Source organism: Candidatus Binataceae bacterium (genome assembly GCA_035308025.1).
In the GTDB taxonomy this organism is placed as follows: domain Bacteria; phylum Desulfobacterota; class Binatia; order Binatales; family Binataceae; genus JAJPHI01.
In genome coordinates this window covers 32635-50579 of record DATGHL010000041.1, presented here as the reverse complement: position 1 = coordinate 50579, position 17945 = coordinate 32635, and the positions used below count along the sequence as shown (strand labels likewise).

The window sequence follows — 17945 nt, the reverse complement described above, 5'->3', positions numbered from 1 at the left end:
TGATACGACTGCCGCCGCGCACATCAGAGTCGCGCGATGATTTCCTTCGAGACTTCGTCGACAAATTCGTCAAAGCCCTCGAACGGCGGATTGAGCACGAGCTGATTGAGCCCGGCGGCCGCGAGCTGGCGCAAACGGTCGAGAATCTCCTCGCGCGGCGCGACCAACGTGGTCGCACGAATCGTCGCCGCCGTGACGAACTTGCGCTCGCGCTCGGGCACGAAGGTGCAATGGCCATTATGCAGATCAAGGTAGCGCTCGCCCTCAACTCCGAGTGTTTCGAGATACTTTGCATACTCGTCGTAAACCACACGGGCGTCCGGCGGCAACGAGCGCGGCTTGGCATAGCCGGCAGCGATCGCATGAAGGCAGGTGATGACCCAGGGACCGGCCAGCTTCATGATGCGCGGGGAGTCGAGGCTCTCGCCGGGGCGCTGGACGCAGAGATGCGCCAGCGAGATGCAGGGCATCGGACCGTCGAGCTTGCGGCCGGCCGCGCGGGCGCCCTCCTCCGCATGGCGGAAGATCGCAGCGACGCGCTCGGCAGTGATCGCGCCGCTGGTGATAATGCCGTCGCCGAACTCCCCGGCCACCCCGAGCATCCGGGGAGCGTTCGCCGCGACATACAGCGGAATCGGACCGTCGAGATTGATGAAGCGCAAGTCGCGATGGAGATAGCGCACCTTGCGGCTCAGACCCTCGGTGTTGTAAATCGCTTCGCCGTTTTTGAGTAGATCCCGGATCACCCGGACTTGCTCGCGAAAATCCGCGAAGCGCACCGGAGGCAACCCCATCACGCGCCGGCCGGTGTGACCGGTGCCATAGCCGAGCATCACGCGGCCCGGCGCGAGCTCGTTGATCGTCGCGATCGAGTGCACCGTCACCGGCGGGATGCGGTTCGAGGCCACCGAGATGCCGGTCGCGAGCTTGATCGATTTGGCGTTGGCCGCGGCCAACGCCATACAGACGTAGGCGTCGCCCCAGATCATGTGCGAGTCAGGAAACCACGCCTGCGCAAATCCGCGCTCCTCGGCGCGTTGAGTATCGCGGATCGCCCGCTGCGGCTTGGTAAAGATCAATGTGCCCAGTTCCATCTCTATTCCACTCCCGGTCGCCAACTTCGCGCCACAGACTATACATTAATCGCGAACTTTGGCGCGGTCTCCGGCGAGCACAGAAACGGATCCGCTTGACAGTCGCGAAGACCCGATGGCGTGATCGTCGCGTGGCGGCTCATCCCTCATCCGGCGAACCGCAGATGCTGACCGCGGCCGAGGCGGCGGCGCGCCTCGGGATCAAGCTCGGCACGCTCTACGCTTATGTCAGCCGCGGCTGGCTCAAGAGCTACAAGCGCAAGGTTGGCCGCGAAACGCTCTATCGCCGCGCGGACATCGACGCCATGCGCGGCGTCACGACACCGGAACGGGGCCGGCGCGCGCGCAGCCTGCCGGACGCCTCGTCGTGGGTGACGATCGCGCAGCCGGGTGGCGACGACGAGTCGTCGGGCGTGATCGTAGCGGAATCCGCGATCAGCTCAATAATCGATGGGCAGCTCGCCTACCGCGGCTATCCGATCGAGGAGTTGGTCGAGGCCGCGACGTTCGAGGAGGTCGCGCTGCTGCTCTGGCACGGCGAGCGACCCGCCGCGACTGCGATCGCGGCTCTGCGCGCGGAGGTCAGCCGCAGCACGCTGCCGCCCGCCGTCAATTCCGCCCTGGTCGCGGTCGGCTCGGACGCGGCCCCGCTGTTGCGGCTCCAGATCATGATGCCCGCGCTGTCGGTGAGCCAAGCGCACAATCCGGCGCCGACCACGCTCGAGCAGGCGGCGGCAATCCTGAGCGCGATGCCGCTGGCGATGGTCAATCTCGCCGGCAGATCTGCGCGCAACGCGTCCGGCGGACTGGCGACCGTCGCCGGACGCCTGCTCTATCGCGCCTTGGGCGAGGCCGCGGAGTGGGCGCACGCGGCCACCGATCGCATCCTGATCGCGTGCGCCGAGCACGAGCTCAACGCCTCGACCTTCGCCGCCCGCGTCGTCGCGAGCACCGGCGCCGACCTTCATGCGTCGGTGCTCGCGGCCTTATGTTCGCTCTCGGGCCCAATCCACGGCGGCGCCTGCGATCGGATCGAGCAGATGCTGGCGGAATTAGAGGGCGGCGTCAGGCTCGACGCGCTGCTCGCGGGCCTCAGCAGCCGGCATCTGTTGCCGCCGGGTTTTGGTCACGCGATTTATCCGAAAGGCGATCCGCGCGCCGCACTGCTCAAAGCGGTCGCGGCGGAGCTTGCCCGCCACAAAGGGCGGCGGCTACTCGAGCTGGCGCACAAGATCGAGGAGGCGGTGTGGAAACGCGAACGGCTGCGCCCGAACCTCGATTTCTACCTTACGGTGTGCGTACGGATGATGGGCTTTCCGGCCAGCCTGCCGGCCGGAGTATTCGCGCTGGGCCGCGCCGCCGGCTGGATCGCCCACAGCCTCGAACAATATGCCGATAACCGCCTGATCCGCCCGCGGATGCGTTATCACGGCTCGCACTTACGCCACTGGGCAGCGACCAAATAGGATCGCTCCAGCCGCGCGTGTGCCGTCTAACCCTTGCGAGTGGTCGTCCGCTTCAATGTTTTACGTCCACCGCCCCTACGATTTCGCCGCATATCTACGCTCCTTCTTAATGCGCTCCTGTCTCTTGTCGATCAGGTACTTAGCGAGGGCCTCGAAGTGTTCAAAGTAAGTGCAATCATCTTCGGAACCCCGAATAGCCTCTATTGATCCGCGAATTGCGCTGTTCTCCCAAGCATAGATGATTGCGTCACCCAGAAACCCATCGACTAGCTCCATGTCCACAAGATTACGATGGGAATGATAAGCCAATTTCTTCAAAAAATCCAATATAATCGCCGATTTCGTCATCCGTTAGTTTTTCTTTCTTGATGCTGATCCGTCGCAGATTCTGATCCTCGCTAAATTCTTTTCGGAACCGTTCAAACGCCTGTATTTTGAACCGGCGGAGTTCTCGCTCCGTGGCGAGGCCATTCGCTACGAACTGCGCAGCGATCGCCGCGGTCGCACCAACAAGCGCGCCGCCGAGGCCGCTGAGCACAATCATCCATCTTGGGTCCGTCGCTAGCGGGCAACATTATGCAAAAGCAAGCACCCTTTCAAAACCACCCACCTGCGTCCGCTACCTTTGACGTTCGGCGTTGGCGGTCGTATTACTGCTTCGAGGTTAATTCATGAAAGCCATCGCCAAGACCCGGCCTGCGCCGGGCGTCGAGTTGATCGAGACGCCGATTCCCCAACCCGGCCCCGGCGATTTGCTGGTCAAGGTTGCGGTCTGCGGGATCTGCGGCTCCGACCTGCACATCTATCTGTGGGAGCTGAACGCCGATCGCGTCGTCGCGAAATTTCCCACCGTTATCGGCCACGAGCCGGCGGGCGAAGTGGTCGAGGTCGGCGCGAGCGTGAGCGGCTTCAAAGTCGGCGATCACGTCGCGCTCGATCCTTTCGGCGCCTGCGGACAATGCTCGTCGTGCTCACACGGACGCTTTAACTTCTGCCTCCATCCCGGACGCCTCGGCGGCGCGTTCGCCGAATACGCGATCGCGCCGGTACAAAACGCCTGGCTGGTGCCCAAATCGATGGACCTTGAACAGGCGGCCTTGCTCGAACCCTTCGCGACCGGCGTGCACGCGCTCGAGGAATCATCACTGAAGGCGGGCGACAGTTGCGTGATTGAAGGCCCCGGGCCAATCGGACTTTGCACCGCACTGGCCGCGCGCGCGCTGGGTGTGACGTCGATCGTTGTCACGGGCCTCGCGGTGGACGCCGAACGGCTCGCGCTCGCCCGCACGATGGGCTTCCAGACCGTCTGTGCTTCGGACCGCGATTGGATTGATCAGGTGCGCGCGCTGATGCCCACCGACGGCGCCGACGCGGTCTTCGACGCCGCCGGCTTCCTCGACTCGGTGCGCCATCTGATGCGCCGCAACGGCGAGCTGATCGAGCTGGGCTGGCCCGCCCGCGACATTCCCAACGCCGAGATGCGCTCGCTGTTTTTCCACGGCGTCAAGATTATTCCGTCGCGCGTCCGCGTCGCCAGTTCGTGGCGCCGCTCAATTGCGATGGTCGCCGACGGCAAGGTAGATTTGAAGCCGATGGTGACTCATCGCTACGGGCTCGATCGCGGGATTGAAGCGTTCGAGCTGCTCAACCGCAAGCAGGGCGTAAAGGCCCTGATTTTGCCGCAGGCCTGAACTAGCTCAGGCGGCCAGAAGGTTGCATTTAGGAAGACTGCAGATAGATGGAGTTCAAGAAGGTCTTGATCACCGGGAGCGGCGGGATGCTGGGTAACGCTATCGCTCCATATTTCCGGGAACGATGCCCGCATGTGCTGGCGACCGACATCCAAATCGAGCCGGACGAACGCGGCTGGCTGACCTACCTCGACGTGCGCGACGGCGAAGCGATGCGGCGGACGTTCGCGGAGTTTAGGCCTGACCTGGTGCTGCATCTGGCGGCGCTGGTCGATCTCGAGTTCTGTGAACTGCACGCCGCGGAAGCCGAAAACACCAATCGGACCGCAACCGGAATTGTCGCGCGGCGCGCCGCGGAATACGGCGCGACGCTCGTGTACATCAGTACCGGCGGCGTCTTCGACGGCGTTAAAGACGGTTACTACACTGAAGCCGATCAGCCCAATCCGATCATGGTCTATGGCGCGAGCAAGTTCGCCGGCGAAGGCGAGGTTCGCGCGGCGGGCGGCCGCCACTACATCGTGCGGCCAGGCTGGATGGTCGGCGGCGGGCGGCGCAACGATCACAAGTTCGTCTACCTGATACTCGATCAGTTGGCCAAAGGCGCGCGTACGCTTCATGCCGTTGACGACAAGTGGGGGACGCCGACCTACACGCATGACTTCGCGATGAATCTCTTCGCGCTACTCGATCGCGGCGCCTACGGCCTCTATCACATGGTCTGCAAGGGGATGGGCACGCGCTTCGACGTCGCCAAGGAAATAGTTGCCATCTGCGGACGCGAGGTCGAGGTCAAGCCGGTCGACTCGAGTTTCTTCGGTGAGCGCTTTTTTGCACCGCGCCCGCGTTCCGAGATGCTCTTCAACCAGGCGCTCGAGAACCTCGGTATCAATCTCATGCGCGACTGGCGGGCCGCTCTGCGCGAGTATCTCGAACGCGATTACGCGCATCTGATTCAGCAGCCTTGAGTGGTAATATCGCCATATCTGATAAAGAATTTGATTGAGGGATTTTCTCTTTAGCCAACGAGGAGAACGACCATGCGAGACGGCTTCAAAATTGTCGATACCGATTGCCACATGATGGAACCCGAATGGCTGTGGGAGCGCTATATCGACGACGCCTACAAGTCGCAGGCGCCGAAGATGGGGCGCGCGCCCGAATCCAATCGCCGCACCTTTCTGGTCGAGGGCGATTCTTTCGTGCGCGAAAAAGGTAAATATCCGATGGCGGCGCCGGCTTTCCTCAACGCGGTCAAAAAGGCGATGGAGCGCTTCGAGGAGGCGCGGAAAAAAGAGTTCAGCGCCGCGAGCCGCCTCGCCGATATGGACGCGCAGGGGATCGACACGCAGATCCTCTATCCGACCTATACCGGCCAGATGCTCGGACGCGAGTTTCGCGACACCCGCCTCCTCGCCGCCTGCGTGCGCGCCTACAACAACTGGGCCTGCGACTACGCCTCGGCTGCGCCCGAGCGCCTGCGCTGGGCCGCCGCCCTGCCGATGCAGGACGTCGAGGAGGCCGTCAAAGAGGCGCAGCGCACCCATGCGATGGGCTGCGTCAGCTACTACATGCGGCCGAATCCCGTGCGCGGCCGCTCACTCTGGAGCGACGACTACCTGCCGCTGTGGATGCAAATCGAAGACAGCGGTAAACCTATCTCGACGCACGAGTCGGCCTCCTCCGAGGTCCCTTCGTTCGGCGAGCGGATGGATACCCACGTCAGCGGCCACATCCTCTCCCATCCGTTCGAGGCGATGGCGGCGATGGCGGGTCTGATCTGGTACGGCATCTTCGAGAAATTCCCCAAACTCAAGGTCGTCCACGTCGAGGCCGACGGCGGCTGGGTGCCCTACTGGCTGCAACGGATGGAGCAGCATTGGGATTTCAGCGGCAACGCCGAGCATGAGTATCTGACGATGCGGCCGACGCAGTATTTCAAGCGCAACGTCTGCGTCGCATTCCGCGGCGACGAGCCGACGATGAAAGCCGCGGTCGAGCTGGTCGGTGACAACAACTTCACGTGGGATACCGATTATCCTCATCCGGATGGCACCTATCCGTGGGGGATCGAGGCGATGATGAAGCAACCGATCTCGAACGAGTCGCGGCGCAAGCTGTTCTGGGACAACGCCGCCCGCATGTTCAATCTGAATTAACACTAGCGCGGCGTGCCGCACGCCGGAGCGAGCAGGCGAGTCTGCGAACTGTGTCAAGAATCTGAAGACCGCATCGCCGACCCTCCTGCCGTCAGATAAGGGTGGATTTCGAATATTGATGATTAAACTAATAATATGTGCCAGCCGCAGAGCCGATATAACTGCCGAACAATTCGATACCTACTGGCGCGATAAGCACGGGCCGTTGGTGAAGAGCGTGACCGAGTTCAGCCGTCACGTCAGGAAATACGTGCAATGCCATCTGGTCGAGAGCCCGGTCCCCTTCGGCATCCCGGGCGCTTACGACGGCGTCGCCGAGCTTTGGTTCGACAGTGTGGACGAGGCGAAGAAGGCGTTCAGCGAACCGAAATATCTCGAAATCATTCGCGCGGATGAACTCAAATTCGTCGATCCGCATCGATGCATTTCTTTCGTGACCGAGGAGCTTGAGGTCATCTAGCGGTGCTGCAGGAAGCCATCGACTTCCGGGACGAAAGCGACGCGCTCTTCGCGCTGCTTGAACCCTTGGACGAGCGTGCCTGGGAACGAAAGACGCAATTCAAGGATTGGACGATCAACGACATTCTCGCGCACCTTCACTTGGGCAACTATCTCGCCGACCTCTCGCTGCGCGACAACGATGGGTTTATCGCTCTGACGGGCAGGACCTTCGCGGCCCGCGCGCCGGGCGTGAGCCATCTGAGTCTAACCCACTCGTGGCTCGACGGGATCAAGCATCGCGCGCTGCTGAGCCGCTGGCGCGATTTCTATTGCGAGCTTGCCGATCACTTCGTTGACGCCGATCCCAAGCAGCGCGTCCGCTGGGTGGGACCCGACATGAGCGTCCGCTCGAGTATCACGGCGCGCCTGATGGAGACTTGGGCGCACGGTCAGGCCATCTACGATCTGCTCGGAGTCGAGCGGCGCGACGCCGATCGCCTCAAGAATATCGCCGTCCTGGGGATCAATACGTTCGGCTGGACCTTCGCCAATCGCCGCCTCGAGGCGCCTGCAGAACGGCCCACGGTGCGGCTGCAGGCGCCCTCGGGAGCATCGTGGGAATGGCTCGGGTCGGGTCGGGCGAACCTCATCGAGGGTAGCGCGACCGAGTTCTGTCAGGTCGTCGCCCAAACCCGCAACGTGGCAGACACGGCGCTCAAAGTTACTGGCGAGACGGCGATCCGATGGATGTCGATCGCGCAATGCTTCGCGGGCCCCCCGGAAGAGCCTCCGCCGCCGGGCGCGCGCTTCAGGCAATCCGGCTAGATCAAGAACGACAGCGTGTAGATGGCCTCGTCGTTGTGCACCAGGGTGAAACTTCTGGATCGCTGTAGAGTGAGCCGTGCATCCGGTCCGGCCGGATTAGATTGGCCCAGCGCGATCGATTTTCCGTCATTTTCTCTTAGCCTTTCGGTCTGAAGCGTTAGCGGGCGCGAAGCGGCCGGTGCGCTCGGCCAGCGCCCGAATCTTTTCGATCGCCTTGCGCCGATTCGGATCGGCCAGCGCCTCGCCCGCCGCAAACGGCATCCGCCACCTCCAATTGTCGGGACCGATCGTCCCCGGCGTGTTGATCCGATCCTTCCATCCGAACAAATCCTGAATCGGGAAAATCGCCAGCCGCGCCGGTGATGCGTAGATTGCGCTGATAATCTGTTCACGGAGGCGATCGTCGAACGCGCTCAGCGCCGCCTGATCTTCGATTCCCAAACCGTCGATGAATTCGCGCCGCTCGGTCTCGCTGATCGTCTCCCACCACTCCGCCAGCGTGTCGGTGTCATGCGTGCCGGTGGTGGCGAGCGCCGAGCGCGGATAGCTCGCAGGGCTATGAAACGGCTGCCCCGGCGCTGCCCAGTCACGCTCCCAGCGCGCGATCTTGTAGCCCGGCAGATCGAGCCGCGCGAGCGTCTCGCGCACAAACGGCGGAATCACGCCGAGATCCTCGGCGATAATCTCCATCGGCCCGGCCTCTTCGAGCACGGCGTCAAGCACCGCCTCACCCTGCGCGCGCTGGGCTTCCTCGGACAGTGGATCGAACGCCCCCGCGGTCGCGTCGCAAACCGAATAGCCGTAGGTGCGGAAGAGCCCGACGACGTGATCGATGCGAAGAAAGTCGAAGAGCTCGCGCGCCATCCGCACGCGCAGGCGGATAAAACTGAAACCGCCAGCCCGCATGCGCCGCCAGTTCGGCATCGGCAAGTCCCAGCGCTGGCCGATCGCCGAGAAGGCGTCGGGCGGCGCACCAACCGCGCGGCTGAGGTCGAACATCTCCTGATGCGCCCACACCTCGGCGCTGTCGCGCGCCGGCGAAAAGGCCAAGTCGCCCCCGAGAAAGACCCCGCGCGCGGCCAGCCGCCCGCGCGCCGCTCGCCACTGGCGGGCGGCCACGAACTGCGCGAACTTGAAGCCCTCGATACGCTCAGCCAATACGCGGGCGGCCGCTGCGAGCGCGCCGGGTTCGCGACCGCTCAACTCCCGCGGCCAGTTCGTCCATTGTGCACTGCCAAACTTTTCCGTGAGCGCGCGAAACATCGCATAGTCGTCCAGCCATGCGCGATTCGCCGCGGCGAACGCGGCAAAGGCTTTCCGTTCGTCCGCGCCGCCCTCTGCCTTGAAGTAGTGAAAAGCTTCAGAGAGTAGCGTATCCTTGAGCGTCCGCAGCCGCGCGAGGTTAATCGGGTCTTTGGCCGCCTCGTCGCACGCCTTTCGATACGTTGTCGCGTCGATGCCGGCGAGCTCCCACGCCGAGATGTACGACGGATCGATCGCCAGCACGCTCGTCGCGCTGTAGGGACTTGCCTCGCCTGGCGGCGTTTCGTCGATCGGCAGGAGCTGGATCAGCCGCTGGCCCATCGCCAGCGCGAGTTCGCCGAGCGCCGCCAACCCGCCGATCTCGCCGCGCCCGAAATCATCGGCCGAGCGAATCGAAAACAGCGGGACCATCATCCCGGCCAAGCGTTCAGGAATCACAGCATTACGGTGGCGGAGCGGCGCGCCGCGCTCTAGGCCTTGTTCTTCGCCTCATGCAGTTGGCGTTTCCAATCGAGCCGGCGCGCCTCGGCGCCCGCCGCCTCCGCTTCCTTAATCATCCCCTTCTTTTGATAGAACATGCTCAGGTTGGTGAAGGCCAGGATGTCTTCCGGCTCCGCCGCGATATAGCGCTGGGTCAGCGCGATCGCGGTGTCGAGGTCGCCCTTGGCCTGATAGCACATCGCGAGTCCGTGCACGGCGTCGCTGAACCTCGGGTCGAGCTCGAGCGCCTGGTTGTAGGTCGCAATCGCTTCATCCCACTTATCGTCGGCGTACAGGTCGATGGCGGCGTCGTAGAGTTCTTCCTTGTCAGGCATAAGGCTTCTCTCGGAGTCGGTTTCGATAAGGATTATCTTAGCTGTATACTCCTGTTGACCCAACGATGTTGACCGAAGAAGAAATCTACGAAGTGCTGCGCGAGTGCTACGATCCGGAAATCCCGGTCAACATCGTGGATCTCGGGCTGGTCTATGGCGTGGCGATCAGCGACGCCGGCGTCACGATCCAATTGACGCTGACCGCGCCCGGCTGCTCGATGGGCGCGATGATCGCGAACGAAATCGAAGACAAGCTGCTCGGCATTCCGGACTGCGCGCGCGCCAACGTCGAGATCGTCTGGGAGCCGCCCTGGACGCCTCATCGGATGAGCGAGGCCGCGCGCAAGCAACTAAACCTCGACGACTGACCTCCCTCATTTCGCTACTTGAAGCCACGGCCCAATCCGATCGATAAACCCGCGCGCATCCGGGACGATTCTGCGCGCAAGGATGACAAGCCCGCGCACATCAGAGAGATGTTCGCGGCGATCGTGCCGCGTTACGATCTCGTCAACGGCCTGATGACCCTCGGGCTCGATCGGCGCTGGCGCCGGCTCACCGTGGCGCTGGCCGAGCCGCGCGGCGCGCGGATCCTCGATATCGCGACGGGCACCGGCGACCTCGCGTTCGAGGCGGTCCGGCAGGAGGCGCGGCAGGTGGTCGGCGCGGATTTCTGTCCCGCGATGGTGGTCGCGGCCGCGGCTAAAGCCGCACGCGTCGGAAAGCGCGGCGAGGTCGCCTTCATGGTCGGTGACGCGATGCGCTTGCCGTTCGCCGACATGACCTTCGACGCCATCGTCAATGGCTTCATGCTGCGCAACGTCGCTGATCTTCCGACGACCTTCGCCGAACTGTATCGAGTGCTCAAACCCGGCGGCCGCCTCGTCTGCCTCGATCTGACGCCGCCGCGTGGTGCGGCGCGCCATTTTTTCTCGCTCTACATCGCGACGATCGTTCCGCTGCTGGGCGTCATCGTCGCCCGAAACTACGCGGCCTACCGCTATCTCTTTCAATCGCTGAGCAGCCATCCCAACGCCGACCTCATCGCGAAGATGATGCGTGCTGCGGGTTTTGCCGAGGCCGCCTACCAACTCACCGGCTTCGGCACTGTCGCGATCCATCGCGGCCTTCGCTAGCGTGTCAGTTTGAATCTGCTGCCGACTTTCAGTGGATTTTGCGGGATCGTTTAACGGCGCGGAGCTGTGAACGATGAGATTTGCAGATATCCGGTGTTATGAGTCGAAGGATGCGGCTTTCCTGGGCGCGGTGTTTTTCGCCGCGGTCCGGACAGCAGGCCTGCGCGATTACAGTCAAGCGCAGGTCGAAGCATGGGCGCCCGCAATGCCGGACTCGGCGAGCTTTGAGGCGCGGGCTAAGGACGGTCGTCTGATTTTGGTCGCGGTCAACGAAGCCGACGAACCGATTGCATACGGAGACCTCAAATTGAACGGGCACATCGACCACTTGTACTGTCACCCGGAAATAATCGGCGCCGGAGTGGCATCCGCATTGTACGACCGGCTGGAACAGCAGGCTCGCGCGCGGGGAATAACCAGGCTCTTTGTCGAGGCCAGTGAGGCCGCGCGCCGGCTGTTCTTCAGGAAGGGCTTCGCCCAGGTGAAACGTCGCGATTTCATCCTGCGCGGCGTGAGCATTCACAATTATCTGATGGAGAAGTTCTTTATCGCGCCAGAGCCCTGAACCGCTTTCACCGATCGTGGAAGCGGCAACCTGAGCCGTTACCCGCACACCACCGGCACGCCACTGCGCAAGTCGATTGGAAACGACCGCGCCGCTTTTGTCATTCTGAAGGCAGTGAAGAATCCCGGATTCCTGGCCATGTATACTCGGCTTCACACGCTCATTGTGAGAGATCATCCGACTCTGGCAATTCTCAGGACGGCAATTTAGGCGGGATTAGGCGGGATGTTATGGGGTCGAGGCGGGATGGGCGGTTCGCTAACCGCCCGAAATCATTGAAGAATCAGGAGACCGCCGGCGACCATTTGCGGGCCGGAGTGTTTTGCCAGATTAGGGTGATCCGTGGTTTCGCCTTTTATTCAGAGAATGCCCCGAGTTGGATCATCTAAAGCTGTGCAATTTGATGGCTTACAAATTTGCAAACCCTCAAATTCGCCTAGCAATTACGGGGACTTTAGGGGAAAGACCGCGCGGAGCGGTTCACTTAAAGGTGAACCGCCGGGAAGTGAACCGCTAAACCGAAAGTGAACCGGGTTCAGTCAAAAGTGAACCGCTCCGGTCTTATTAGCCAGTGTTATGGGAGTTGAATTTGAATCGCACCACCGCGCCAGACGACCGGGCCCCAAAAAAGGAAATCATCTTGTCCTTCCAGCGAAACCTTGAAATCGATCCGGCCGCGCTCATCGAGCACGTCGATATGCTCTTTTCTTTTTCGTAGTTTTCGCAAAGCGGCCTTCGATCCGCGCCCGATAAAATAGATTGCTTCGCCGTCGATAGGAAACTCCCAGAGCTTCGGCGAAATGGTCGGATCGTCTGCAAGCAACCCATCAACCAGAACATCATCATTCGTCGAAATCAGGGGCGTGAATCTGGCCTGATAAATTCGAGCCAGAAAGAGACGGTTCGACAGCATCTTCACCCTCCCGACTAAATCGGCACGATGGAAGATTCGCCAACCCATCTCCGGCTCGGGATGGCGATTGAACAAGGGATAGACCAAGTTTTTCCTAAGAGAAAGATCGAAAAAAGGTAGGCGGATGAAGCTCTGTGGGAGCCCATTATCCTCCGTCTCGGGCTCGCCGGCCAACCACCCGACCGAAGTCTTCGTCGCCGACGCCAGGGCCAAAATAATTGGCCTGGGCGGTTCAGTTGTGCCGAAGTAATTTTGGATCGAGGTCGGGCTGAGGCCTGCTAGTTTAGCCAGGGCCGCTTTACCGCCGACACGTTCAGCAAGCTTTCCGAGCCGCTCTAAAAATAAGAGACGGTCGGCCCGTTCCGCCTCGTTCTCATTGAGATTTGACATTGCGTACTAAATCCGGTATTGAAGTTAGTGGTTGAGCTAGGATTCAAGATGTCGCTCGATACACTCCTTTCTAATTGCGAACGCGGCATAGGGCAAGATTGGCCGCCGGCCGACGTTGTGTGCGCGCTGCATAAAAAAGGCCTTTCGCTTCGCCAACTCTCCCTCTCCGCAGGGCTCCATGAGAGGACGCTATCGGTCGCTCTTCGCAAGCCGTACCGGTGCGGCGAAGTGATCATCGCCCGCGCCCTCAATAGATCGGTTTGCGATATTTGGCCAGCACGTATCGCAGCTCGAAGATTCCAAAATAGCAAGCGGCGTACAGGCTTCGTCGGCTCATGCGCGAGATAGAGGCCCGCGCGGCGATCATCGCGAAAGCAGCGGCCGAGCCGAGCCTGAGGCTAGCAGCCTGAGGCGAAATGTTCGGCGCGGCCAGCATATCCCGAACGGCTAAGCAGCTCGCGAAAGCTCGGCTGCCTGGGCTTCCCACCTCGCGAGATAAAGTTCGACGCTACGCTGACCGACACCAGTGGGCCGTCATAAAAATCAAGGCGATTGGCGGCGAGCATAACGAGTACCTCTTATCAAATCTGACTGCCGAGCAGCTCGCCGCACTCGCTCAGCACGAAGCCGTCAAAGGCTTGCCGGTCGCGACCGAGACCAAGCGCGTCAGCCGTTCTGATTCTGGCGCTGGCGCACCGTGCGCAACGCACGTTGTCGAAGTCGCGGCCGGCGAGACTATCGCGGTTCACGGGAGCCGAGAATACGAGCTGATCCGCGCCGAGCTGTGGAGAAAAGCCGAAACCAAGAAGCAGACCGTCAGAGACGAAGCGACCAAAGACGCAGCGGCGGTACTGAAGGCTTTCGAGTTGATCAGGTCTGGCTGTCCCAAGATGGAGGCATACGCGGAAGCAGCGCGAGAGCGCGAGGTCGCAGTTTCCACCCTGCGTGACTGGATCAGGGCCGTTAAATCAATTGAGCGGACCGACTGGGCCGCGGCTCTGATCGATGAGCGCGGGAATCGTTCGGAGGCTGCTGCCTACTCCTATCCGCAGAGTTTTTTTAACTACTACTCTTCCGATTACCTAAGGATGGACCGGCCGCCGCGGATCGCCTGCTATCGCCGCGCAATAGCGGCGGCTCGCGCCGAAGGAATTAGCGGCGACGATCTTCCGGCCGAGATCACGCTATGGCGTCGACTGCGCAAGGAGGTGCCATGGCAATCGATAAAGTTTGCGCGCCATGGCTCGGAAGTACTCCACCGCGCCTATCCTGCTCAGACGCGAGACCGTTCAATCCTGCACGCAATGGAGTGCGTCAACGGTGACGGTTACAGGTGGAACAATTCGGTGATTTGGCCGGACGGCGAAATTTGCCGCGTGCTCATGTGGTACTTTCAATGTTCCTATTCGAGTTTCATTCCGATCGAGTCGATCCAGTTCGGCAAAACTGAGCACGCCGGACTTGTCAGGTTGAGCATTGGCGGGCTGATCTCCGCTTACTGCATACCTGAGTTGTTTGTGATCGATAATACCATGGCGGCGGCGAGTAAATGGATTACGGGGCGGTCACCGAGCCGCCATCGTTGGACGACCAAGGAGGCCGACGTGTTCGGCCTGATTACGCAGTTGGGCGCGCGGCACATCGCGACGTTGCCACGCGTTGGCGGGTCATCAAAACCGGGTGAGCGCGCTGGCGGCGACTGGGATAGGGATATAGCTCGCTCTCCGGCGCTGGCGGGCAGTTGGCTTGGTCACAACACGGCGGCACGGCCTGACGCGACCCGCAAGCCCGTCCCATTCGAGAAGTTTAAAGAGATCGTGCTCGCCGGAATTGCCGAGAATAACGAACGACCCGGCCGGCGGAGTCCAGTCTGCCGGGGTCGATCTTTTGGGGAAGTGTTCCGAGAGAGTTTTGCGACGATCACGGTTAAGCGGCCGACACCCGAGCAGTTGCGACTGTGCCTGCTGGCCGCCCAGAAAGTTAGGTGCGCCAAGATTGACGGGCATATTGAACTGTTCGGCAATAGGTATTGGGGCGAGAGCGTCGCGGCACTCGCCGGACGGGAAGTGGTCGTCCGATTCGACCCCGAAAAGTTGCAGCATAACGTTTTCGTTTACAATCTTGATGGTCAAATCGTGGGCGAGGCGCAATGTCACGCCCCTGTCGGCTTCATCGACGCCAGCGCGGCGAAAGAGCATAACCGCCTGCGCCGTCAGAGCGGGAAACATTATAAGGCGCTCGCGAAAAATGCGCAGCGAATGTCCGCGATTGAGCTGACGGCGAAGTTACCAACTCCGCCCGCGCCACAGGTATTTATCCGGAGTAATGTGCGAGAACTATTTCGGCCGGGGCTTGAGCAGCCGAGTGGGGCGACGCCGGCGTCACAAACTCCAGCGCAATCGAAAGAAGATTTGGGCGCCGAGCGGCGCGCTTATCGCAAGGAGTTAGAGAAGATCGGCTCCACCGCTTGGGATGAGGATCAGAAGCGCTGGGTCGCTGTGTTCGATAGCGGCGTCCTTGGCGACGAGCCGCTTCAATACAAGTCGTTCTTGGCCGGCGCGCGACTCACGAGGTCGAACCGTGCGTGATTTGATCGCGGCGACCAGCCTCATGCGAGCGTTTGAGAAGGGGCTGAAAGATTTTTACGCCATCCCCCCCGAGCCGTACGCTTGCTCTGTCGCAATCTTTGTGTCCGGTCAGTCCGGCATCGGGACGACCACGGCCGCTGCGCAATTTGCGATCACAACTGACGCGGCATTATTCACTCCGCCCCCGAATGCGACGGACCGCACGTGGCTTGACCGCCTCTACGAATCGGTAGTCGGCGGGGAGCCTGCGCAGTGGGGTCCGGACAGCCGCTGGCGCGAGATCGAGCGAGAGCTTAAGCGTCGTGACGGCCGCGCGCTAATCGCGGACGAGATTGAAAACATGAATCACGGGCAGCTAGAGTCGATGCGGCATATCTGTGATCGCGCCCGCGCGAAACTAATCCTCTGCTCACGCGGCTCGTTGCTACGGGCGTTGAAAGCAGCCGCGACAGCGGAAATGCAGGTGTTGTCGTCGCGGGCGCACGTTCGCGTTGAATTGCCCGCTCCATCACTGCGCGACGTCAAGTTGCTAGCCCAGGAGCTGTCCGAAGTTGAGATCGCGGGCGATCTGGCGTCCGATATTTTCAAGCGGGCTGGCGCATCGATCCGCGCCATCTTACACGAACTCCAGGCCATCGAGCAGGCCGCCTTGTTCGCGGATGTAAAATCCTTGGATCTCGCTGGCTGGATCAAAATGCTCGGCGGGGTAAAGGCGGAAGCCAAACTTCCGGCGCCGCTCAAGGCGATCACCGCACGCGAGTTGCCGGTCCGCCTGAATAAAGGTGTGGCATGAAGGCGGAAATCAAAATGCCGCCGGAAACGAAGCGGCGGCGAGCGCTCGCGGCGCTACATGTCAGGAGAACCCAACTCGGCATCGACGAGAACACTTATCGCAATTTGCTCTGGGAGCTGACCGGCAAAACTTCTGCGGGCCAGATGAGCGATGATGAGATTGGCCGCTGCCTTGATGAATTTCGGCGGCGGGGCGCGCGATCGCATCGGACGATGGCGCCGGATCAGTCACCGGCGGCGCCGCAACTCAGGCTCGCGATCGCGATCTGGCGCGATCTCGCCGACATGGGCGTGTTGCATGATCCAAGCGACGCCGCGCTGAGAACATTTGCGAAAAGATTGACTGGCGTGGCGACGCCCGAATGGCTCAACGTGAAGCAGATGAACGTGCTGATCGAGAGCTTAAAGGTGTGGCGGCGGCGCGAACGGGAGAAACAATCCGGCGGAAACGATAATGAATGTCCGAACTGAAATTTTGTCGATGATCGAAGCAGAGGGGATCGCGCCGGCCGCGATCTCGCGAGAAGCGAAGATCGACGCGGCCGAGTTTTGCGAATGGCTCGGCGGCGGAAAGAAACCCGCGGAGTTTATGACCAAGCTGGCGGAGTTCGCCGCCGATCGCGCGACCGTGCGTCAGATTTTATGCTCGGTGGGAAACGATTTGCGGGCTATCGCGGCGTCCAAGATGCTGGACAATATCGCGCATCTTGCCGCAGCGATGGCAGGTTGCAACGACGAGGCCGAGCGTGACGATCTGCTCGGTCATATGAGCCTTTTCTTGCTCGATCTCAAATCGATTATCGCGTTGATGGGGCGCGAGCAGACGATCCGAAGCGCGCTATTGCCAGGCGACAAGCTGATGATCATGAAATCCGGCGGCAAGGCCACGGCCGGAAGGGCGGCCGAGTGATGGAGATCGAGCAGGCGCGGCGAGAGGGGGCGCGGTGGGGCATCTTACGCATCCTCGATGCGGGCCGGCCGATGGGTGTCAACGACGCGGTGATCTTGCGGGTTCTGATCGATGAAAAGCTAATTACGGCGGCTCGCGACCTGAAACGCGAGCTCGACTATCTCAATGGTCTCGACCTGATTCAAATCGAGCATGACAGGCACGGCAAGACTGTAGCGGCACGGCTGACGGCGGCGGGTGTCGAGGTGGTCGAGTACACGGCGGCGGCGCCGGCGGGAATCGCACGGCCGCATCGCGAGACGCACTAATGCCGGTCAGATCGACAATCAAGACTCTCTTGCCTGATGAGGTGAGGGCCGAGCTAGACCGGAGGCTAGTCGCAAGTGAGTTTTCGGATTACGACGGCTTAATCGAATGGCTGCGCGAGAAGGGCTTCGTGATTAGTCACTCCGCGCTTGGCCGATATTCCATGCAGTTCGAGCGCAAGCTCACGGCGATAAAGATGGCCAGCGAGCAGGCGCGCGCATTCGTCGAAGCCGATCCCGATATGACCGGCGCGATGGGTGATGCGCTAGTCAGATTGTTGCAACAGAAAATTTTCGAGTTGCTGCTCGAAGCGCAGGAAATCGGCGACACGGGGGATCTGGCGAAGCTGGCACGCGCCATCTCGCAGCTCGGCCGCGTAACGATTCGACAACGGGAATGGTCTGAGACCATACGCGAACGGCTCGAAGCGCAGAAGACGGCGGTCGGCAAAAAGATCGGCGCGATGAGAGGCGAAGGCGGCGGGCTAAGTGACGAGACCGCTGATGCTATTCGTCGCGCACTATTCGAGGATATCGATCCATTTAGTGAAAAGCGCGCGGCGGCGCGCGAATAAAAAAACCCATCAGGAGG

21 protein-coding genes are annotated in these 17945 nt (G+C 61.4%); 15 read left to right on the top strand and 6 right to left on the bottom strand.

Features of this window, described 5'->3' with window-relative positions; all coding sequences use genetic code 11:
• Positions 1–23: 23 nt before the first annotated feature.
• A complete protein-coding gene (locus VKS22_12255) occupies positions 24–1094 on the bottom strand; it encodes an LLM class flavin-dependent oxidoreductase (GenBank protein HLW71382.1) in 1071 nt (356 codons plus the stop codon).
• Positions 1095–1189: 95 nt separating this feature from the next.
• On the opposite strand from VKS22_12255, the gene VKS22_12250 reads away from it, so the two are divergent.
• Positions 1190–2560, top strand: coding sequence for a citrate/2-methylcitrate synthase (locus tag VKS22_12250; GenBank protein HLW71381.1), 1371 nt, complete (start codon positions 1190–1192; stop codon positions 2558–2560).
• A 286-nt stretch (positions 2561–2846) separates the two neighbouring features.
• On the opposite strand, the gene VKS22_12245 is transcribed toward VKS22_12250, so the two are convergent.
• On the bottom strand, positions 2847–3104 hold the full coding sequence (locus VKS22_12245; protein HLW71380.1) for a hypothetical protein: 258 nt from the start codon (positions 3102–3104) through the stop codon (positions 2847–2849).
• A gap of 127 nt (positions 3105–3231) precedes the next feature.
• Here VKS22_12245 and VKS22_12240 point away from each other — a divergent pair, with 127 nt between their 5' ends.
• The 5 genes from VKS22_12240 to VKS22_12220 all read left to right on the top strand — a co-directional run bounded on the left by VKS22_12240 (position 3232) and on the right by VKS22_12220 (position 7676).
• On the top strand, positions 3232–4251 hold the full coding sequence (locus tag VKS22_12240; GenBank protein ID HLW71379.1) for an alcohol dehydrogenase catalytic domain-containing protein: 1020 nt from the start codon (positions 3232–3234) through the stop codon (positions 4249–4251).
• Positions 4252–4298: 47 nt separating this feature from the next.
• Positions 4299–5219: an NAD(P)-dependent oxidoreductase gene (locus tag VKS22_12235; protein HLW71378.1), complete on the top strand. Its 921-nt coding sequence runs from the start codon at positions 4299–4301 to the stop codon at positions 5217–5219.
• A 72-nt stretch (positions 5220–5291) separates the two neighbouring features.
• A complete protein-coding gene (locus VKS22_12230) occupies positions 5292–6410 on the top strand; it encodes an amidohydrolase family protein (protein ID HLW71377.1) in 1119 nt (372 codons plus the stop codon).
• Positions 6411–6528: 118 nt separating this feature from the next.
• Positions 6529–6870 (top strand): EthD domain-containing protein, encoded by a 342-nt coding sequence (locus VKS22_12225; GenBank protein HLW71376.1) that lies wholly within the window; start codon positions 6529–6531, stop codon positions 6868–6870.
• Positions 6871–6872: 2 nt separating this feature from the next.
• Positions 6873–7676, top strand: coding sequence for a TIGR03084 family metal-binding protein (locus tag VKS22_12220; protein ID HLW71375.1), 804 nt, complete (start codon positions 6873–6875; stop codon positions 7674–7676).
• Positions 7677–7802: 126 nt separating this feature from the next.
• On the opposite strand, the gene malQ is transcribed toward VKS22_12220, so the two are convergent.
• Positions 7803–9377: a 4-alpha-glucanotransferase gene (malQ, locus tag VKS22_12215; GenBank protein ID HLW71374.1), complete on the bottom strand. Its 1575-nt coding sequence runs from the start codon at positions 9375–9377 to the stop codon at positions 7803–7805.
• A 32-nt stretch (positions 9378–9409) separates the two neighbouring features.
• Positions 9410–9754, bottom strand: coding sequence for a tetratricopeptide repeat protein (locus tag VKS22_12210; protein ID HLW71373.1), 345 nt, complete (start codon positions 9752–9754; stop codon positions 9410–9412).
• A 65-nt stretch (positions 9755–9819) separates the two neighbouring features.
• On the opposite strand from VKS22_12210, the gene VKS22_12205 reads away from it, so the two are divergent.
• From VKS22_12205 to VKS22_12195, 3 genes are all read left to right on the top strand, one after another.
• Positions 9820–10122: an iron-sulfur cluster assembly protein gene (locus VKS22_12205; GenBank protein HLW71372.1), complete on the top strand. Its 303-nt coding sequence runs from the start codon at positions 9820–9822 to the stop codon at positions 10120–10122.
• Positions 10123–10140: 18 nt separating this feature from the next.
• Positions 10141–10890 (top strand): ubiquinone/menaquinone biosynthesis methyltransferase, encoded by a 750-nt coding sequence (locus VKS22_12200; protein ID HLW71371.1) that lies wholly within the window; start codon positions 10141–10143, stop codon positions 10888–10890.
• 73 nt (positions 10891–10963) lie between these two features.
• Entirely contained in the window at positions 10964–11455 is a 492-nt protein-coding gene (locus VKS22_12195) for a GNAT family N-acetyltransferase (protein HLW71370.1), read from the top strand.
• Positions 11456–12029: 574 nt separating this feature from the next.
• Here VKS22_12195 and VKS22_12190 read toward each other — a convergent pair.
• Positions 12030–12758, bottom strand: coding sequence for a helix-turn-helix transcriptional regulator (locus tag VKS22_12190; GenBank protein ID HLW71369.1), 729 nt, complete (start codon positions 12756–12758; stop codon positions 12030–12032).
• 247 nt (positions 12759–13005) lie between these two features.
• Positions 13006–13194, bottom strand: a complete 189-nt coding sequence (locus tag VKS22_12185) for a hypothetical protein (GenBank protein ID HLW71368.1) — start codon at positions 13192–13194, stop codon at positions 13006–13008.
• Between VKS22_12185 and VKS22_12180 the strand changes: the two genes are divergently transcribed.
• The 6 genes from VKS22_12180 to VKS22_12155 are packed head-to-tail and all read left to right on the top strand — an operon-like array spanning position 13175 to position 17928.
• Positions 13175–15346, top strand: coding sequence for a transposase domain-containing protein (locus tag VKS22_12180; protein HLW71367.1), 2172 nt, complete (start codon positions 13175–13177; stop codon positions 15344–15346). The genes VKS22_12185 and VKS22_12180 overlap by 20 nt on opposite strands.
• A complete protein-coding gene (locus tag VKS22_12175; GenBank protein HLW71366.1) occupies positions 15339–16139 on the top strand; it encodes an AAA family ATPase in 801 nt (266 codons plus the stop codon). The genes VKS22_12180 and VKS22_12175 overlap by 8 nt, the downstream gene beginning before the upstream one ends.
• A 14-nt stretch (positions 16140–16153) precedes the next feature.
• The gene (locus VKS22_12170) at positions 16154–16609 is read left to right on the top strand and encodes a regulatory protein GemA (protein HLW71365.1); all 456 of its coding nucleotides are present in this window, start codon (positions 16154–16156) and stop codon (positions 16607–16609) included.
• A 10-nt stretch (positions 16610–16619) separates the two neighbouring features.
• A complete protein-coding gene (locus VKS22_12165; GenBank protein HLW71364.1) occupies positions 16620–17048 on the top strand; it encodes a hypothetical protein in 429 nt (142 codons plus the stop codon).
• Positions 17048–17356: a hypothetical protein gene (locus VKS22_12160; protein HLW71363.1), complete on the top strand. Its 309-nt coding sequence runs from the start codon at positions 17048–17050 to the stop codon at positions 17354–17356. The genes VKS22_12165 and VKS22_12160 overlap by 1 nt, the downstream gene beginning before the upstream one ends.
• Complete coding sequence (locus VKS22_12155; protein ID HLW71362.1) at positions 17356–17928, top strand: phage protein Gp27 family protein; 573 nt, start codon at positions 17356–17358, stop codon at positions 17926–17928. Before VKS22_12160 ends, VKS22_12155 begins: the two co-directional genes overlap by 1 nt.
• Positions 17929–17945 lie beyond the last annotated feature (17 nt).

Bases quoted from the DNA above. Each gene is read 5' to 3' on its own strand.
- VKS22_12255 (HLW71382.1), bottom strand. From the start codon at position 1,094: ATGGAACTGGGCACATTGATCTTTACCAAGCCGCAGCGGGCGATCCGC.
- VKS22_12245 (HLW71380.1), bottom strand. From the start codon at position 3,104: ATGATTGTGCTCAGCGGCCTCGGCGGCGCGCTTGTTGGTGCGACCGCG.
- VKS22_12240 (HLW71379.1), top strand. From the start codon at position 3,232: ATGAAAGCCATCGCCAAGACCCGGCCTGCGCCGGGCGTCGAGTTGATC.
- VKS22_12235 (HLW71378.1), top strand. From the start codon at position 4,299: ATGGAGTTCAAGAAGGTCTTGATCACCGGGAGCGGCGGGATGCTGGGT.
- VKS22_12230 (HLW71377.1), top strand. From the start codon at position 5,292: ATGCGAGACGGCTTCAAAATTGTCGATACCGATTGCCACATGATGGAA.
- VKS22_12225 (HLW71376.1), top strand. From the start codon at position 6,529: ATGATTAAACTAATAATATGTGCCAGCCGCAGAGCCGATATAACTGCC.
- VKS22_12210 (HLW71373.1), bottom strand. From the start codon at position 9,754: ATGCCTGACAAGGAAGAACTCTACGACGCCGCCATCGACCTGTACGCC.
- VKS22_12205 (HLW71372.1), top strand. From the start codon at position 9,820: ATGTTGACCGAAGAAGAAATCTACGAAGTGCTGCGCGAGTGCTACGAT.
- VKS22_12195 (HLW71370.1), top strand. From the start codon at position 10,964: ATGAGATTTGCAGATATCCGGTGTTATGAGTCGAAGGATGCGGCTTTC.
- VKS22_12190 (HLW71369.1), bottom strand. From the start codon at position 12,758: ATGTCAAATCTCAATGAGAACGAGGCGGAACGGGCCGACCGTCTCTTA.
- VKS22_12180 (HLW71367.1), top strand. From the start codon at position 13,175: ATGTTCGGCGCGGCCAGCATATCCCGAACGGCTAAGCAGCTCGCGAAA.
- VKS22_12185 (HLW71368.1), bottom strand. From the start codon at position 13,194: ATGCTGGCCGCGCCGAACATTTCGCCTCAGGCTGCTAGCCTCAGGCTC.
- VKS22_12170 (HLW71365.1), top strand. From the start codon at position 16,154: ATGCCGCCGGAAACGAAGCGGCGGCGAGCGCTCGCGGCGCTACATGTC.
- VKS22_12165 (HLW71364.1), top strand. From the start codon at position 16,620: ATGATCGAAGCAGAGGGGATCGCGCCGGCCGCGATCTCGCGAGAAGCG.
- VKS22_12160 (HLW71363.1), top strand. From the start codon at position 17,048: ATGGAGATCGAGCAGGCGCGGCGAGAGGGGGCGCGGTGGGGCATCTTA.
- VKS22_12155 (HLW71362.1), top strand. From the start codon at position 17,356: ATGCCGGTCAGATCGACAATCAAGACTCTCTTGCCTGATGAGGTGAGG.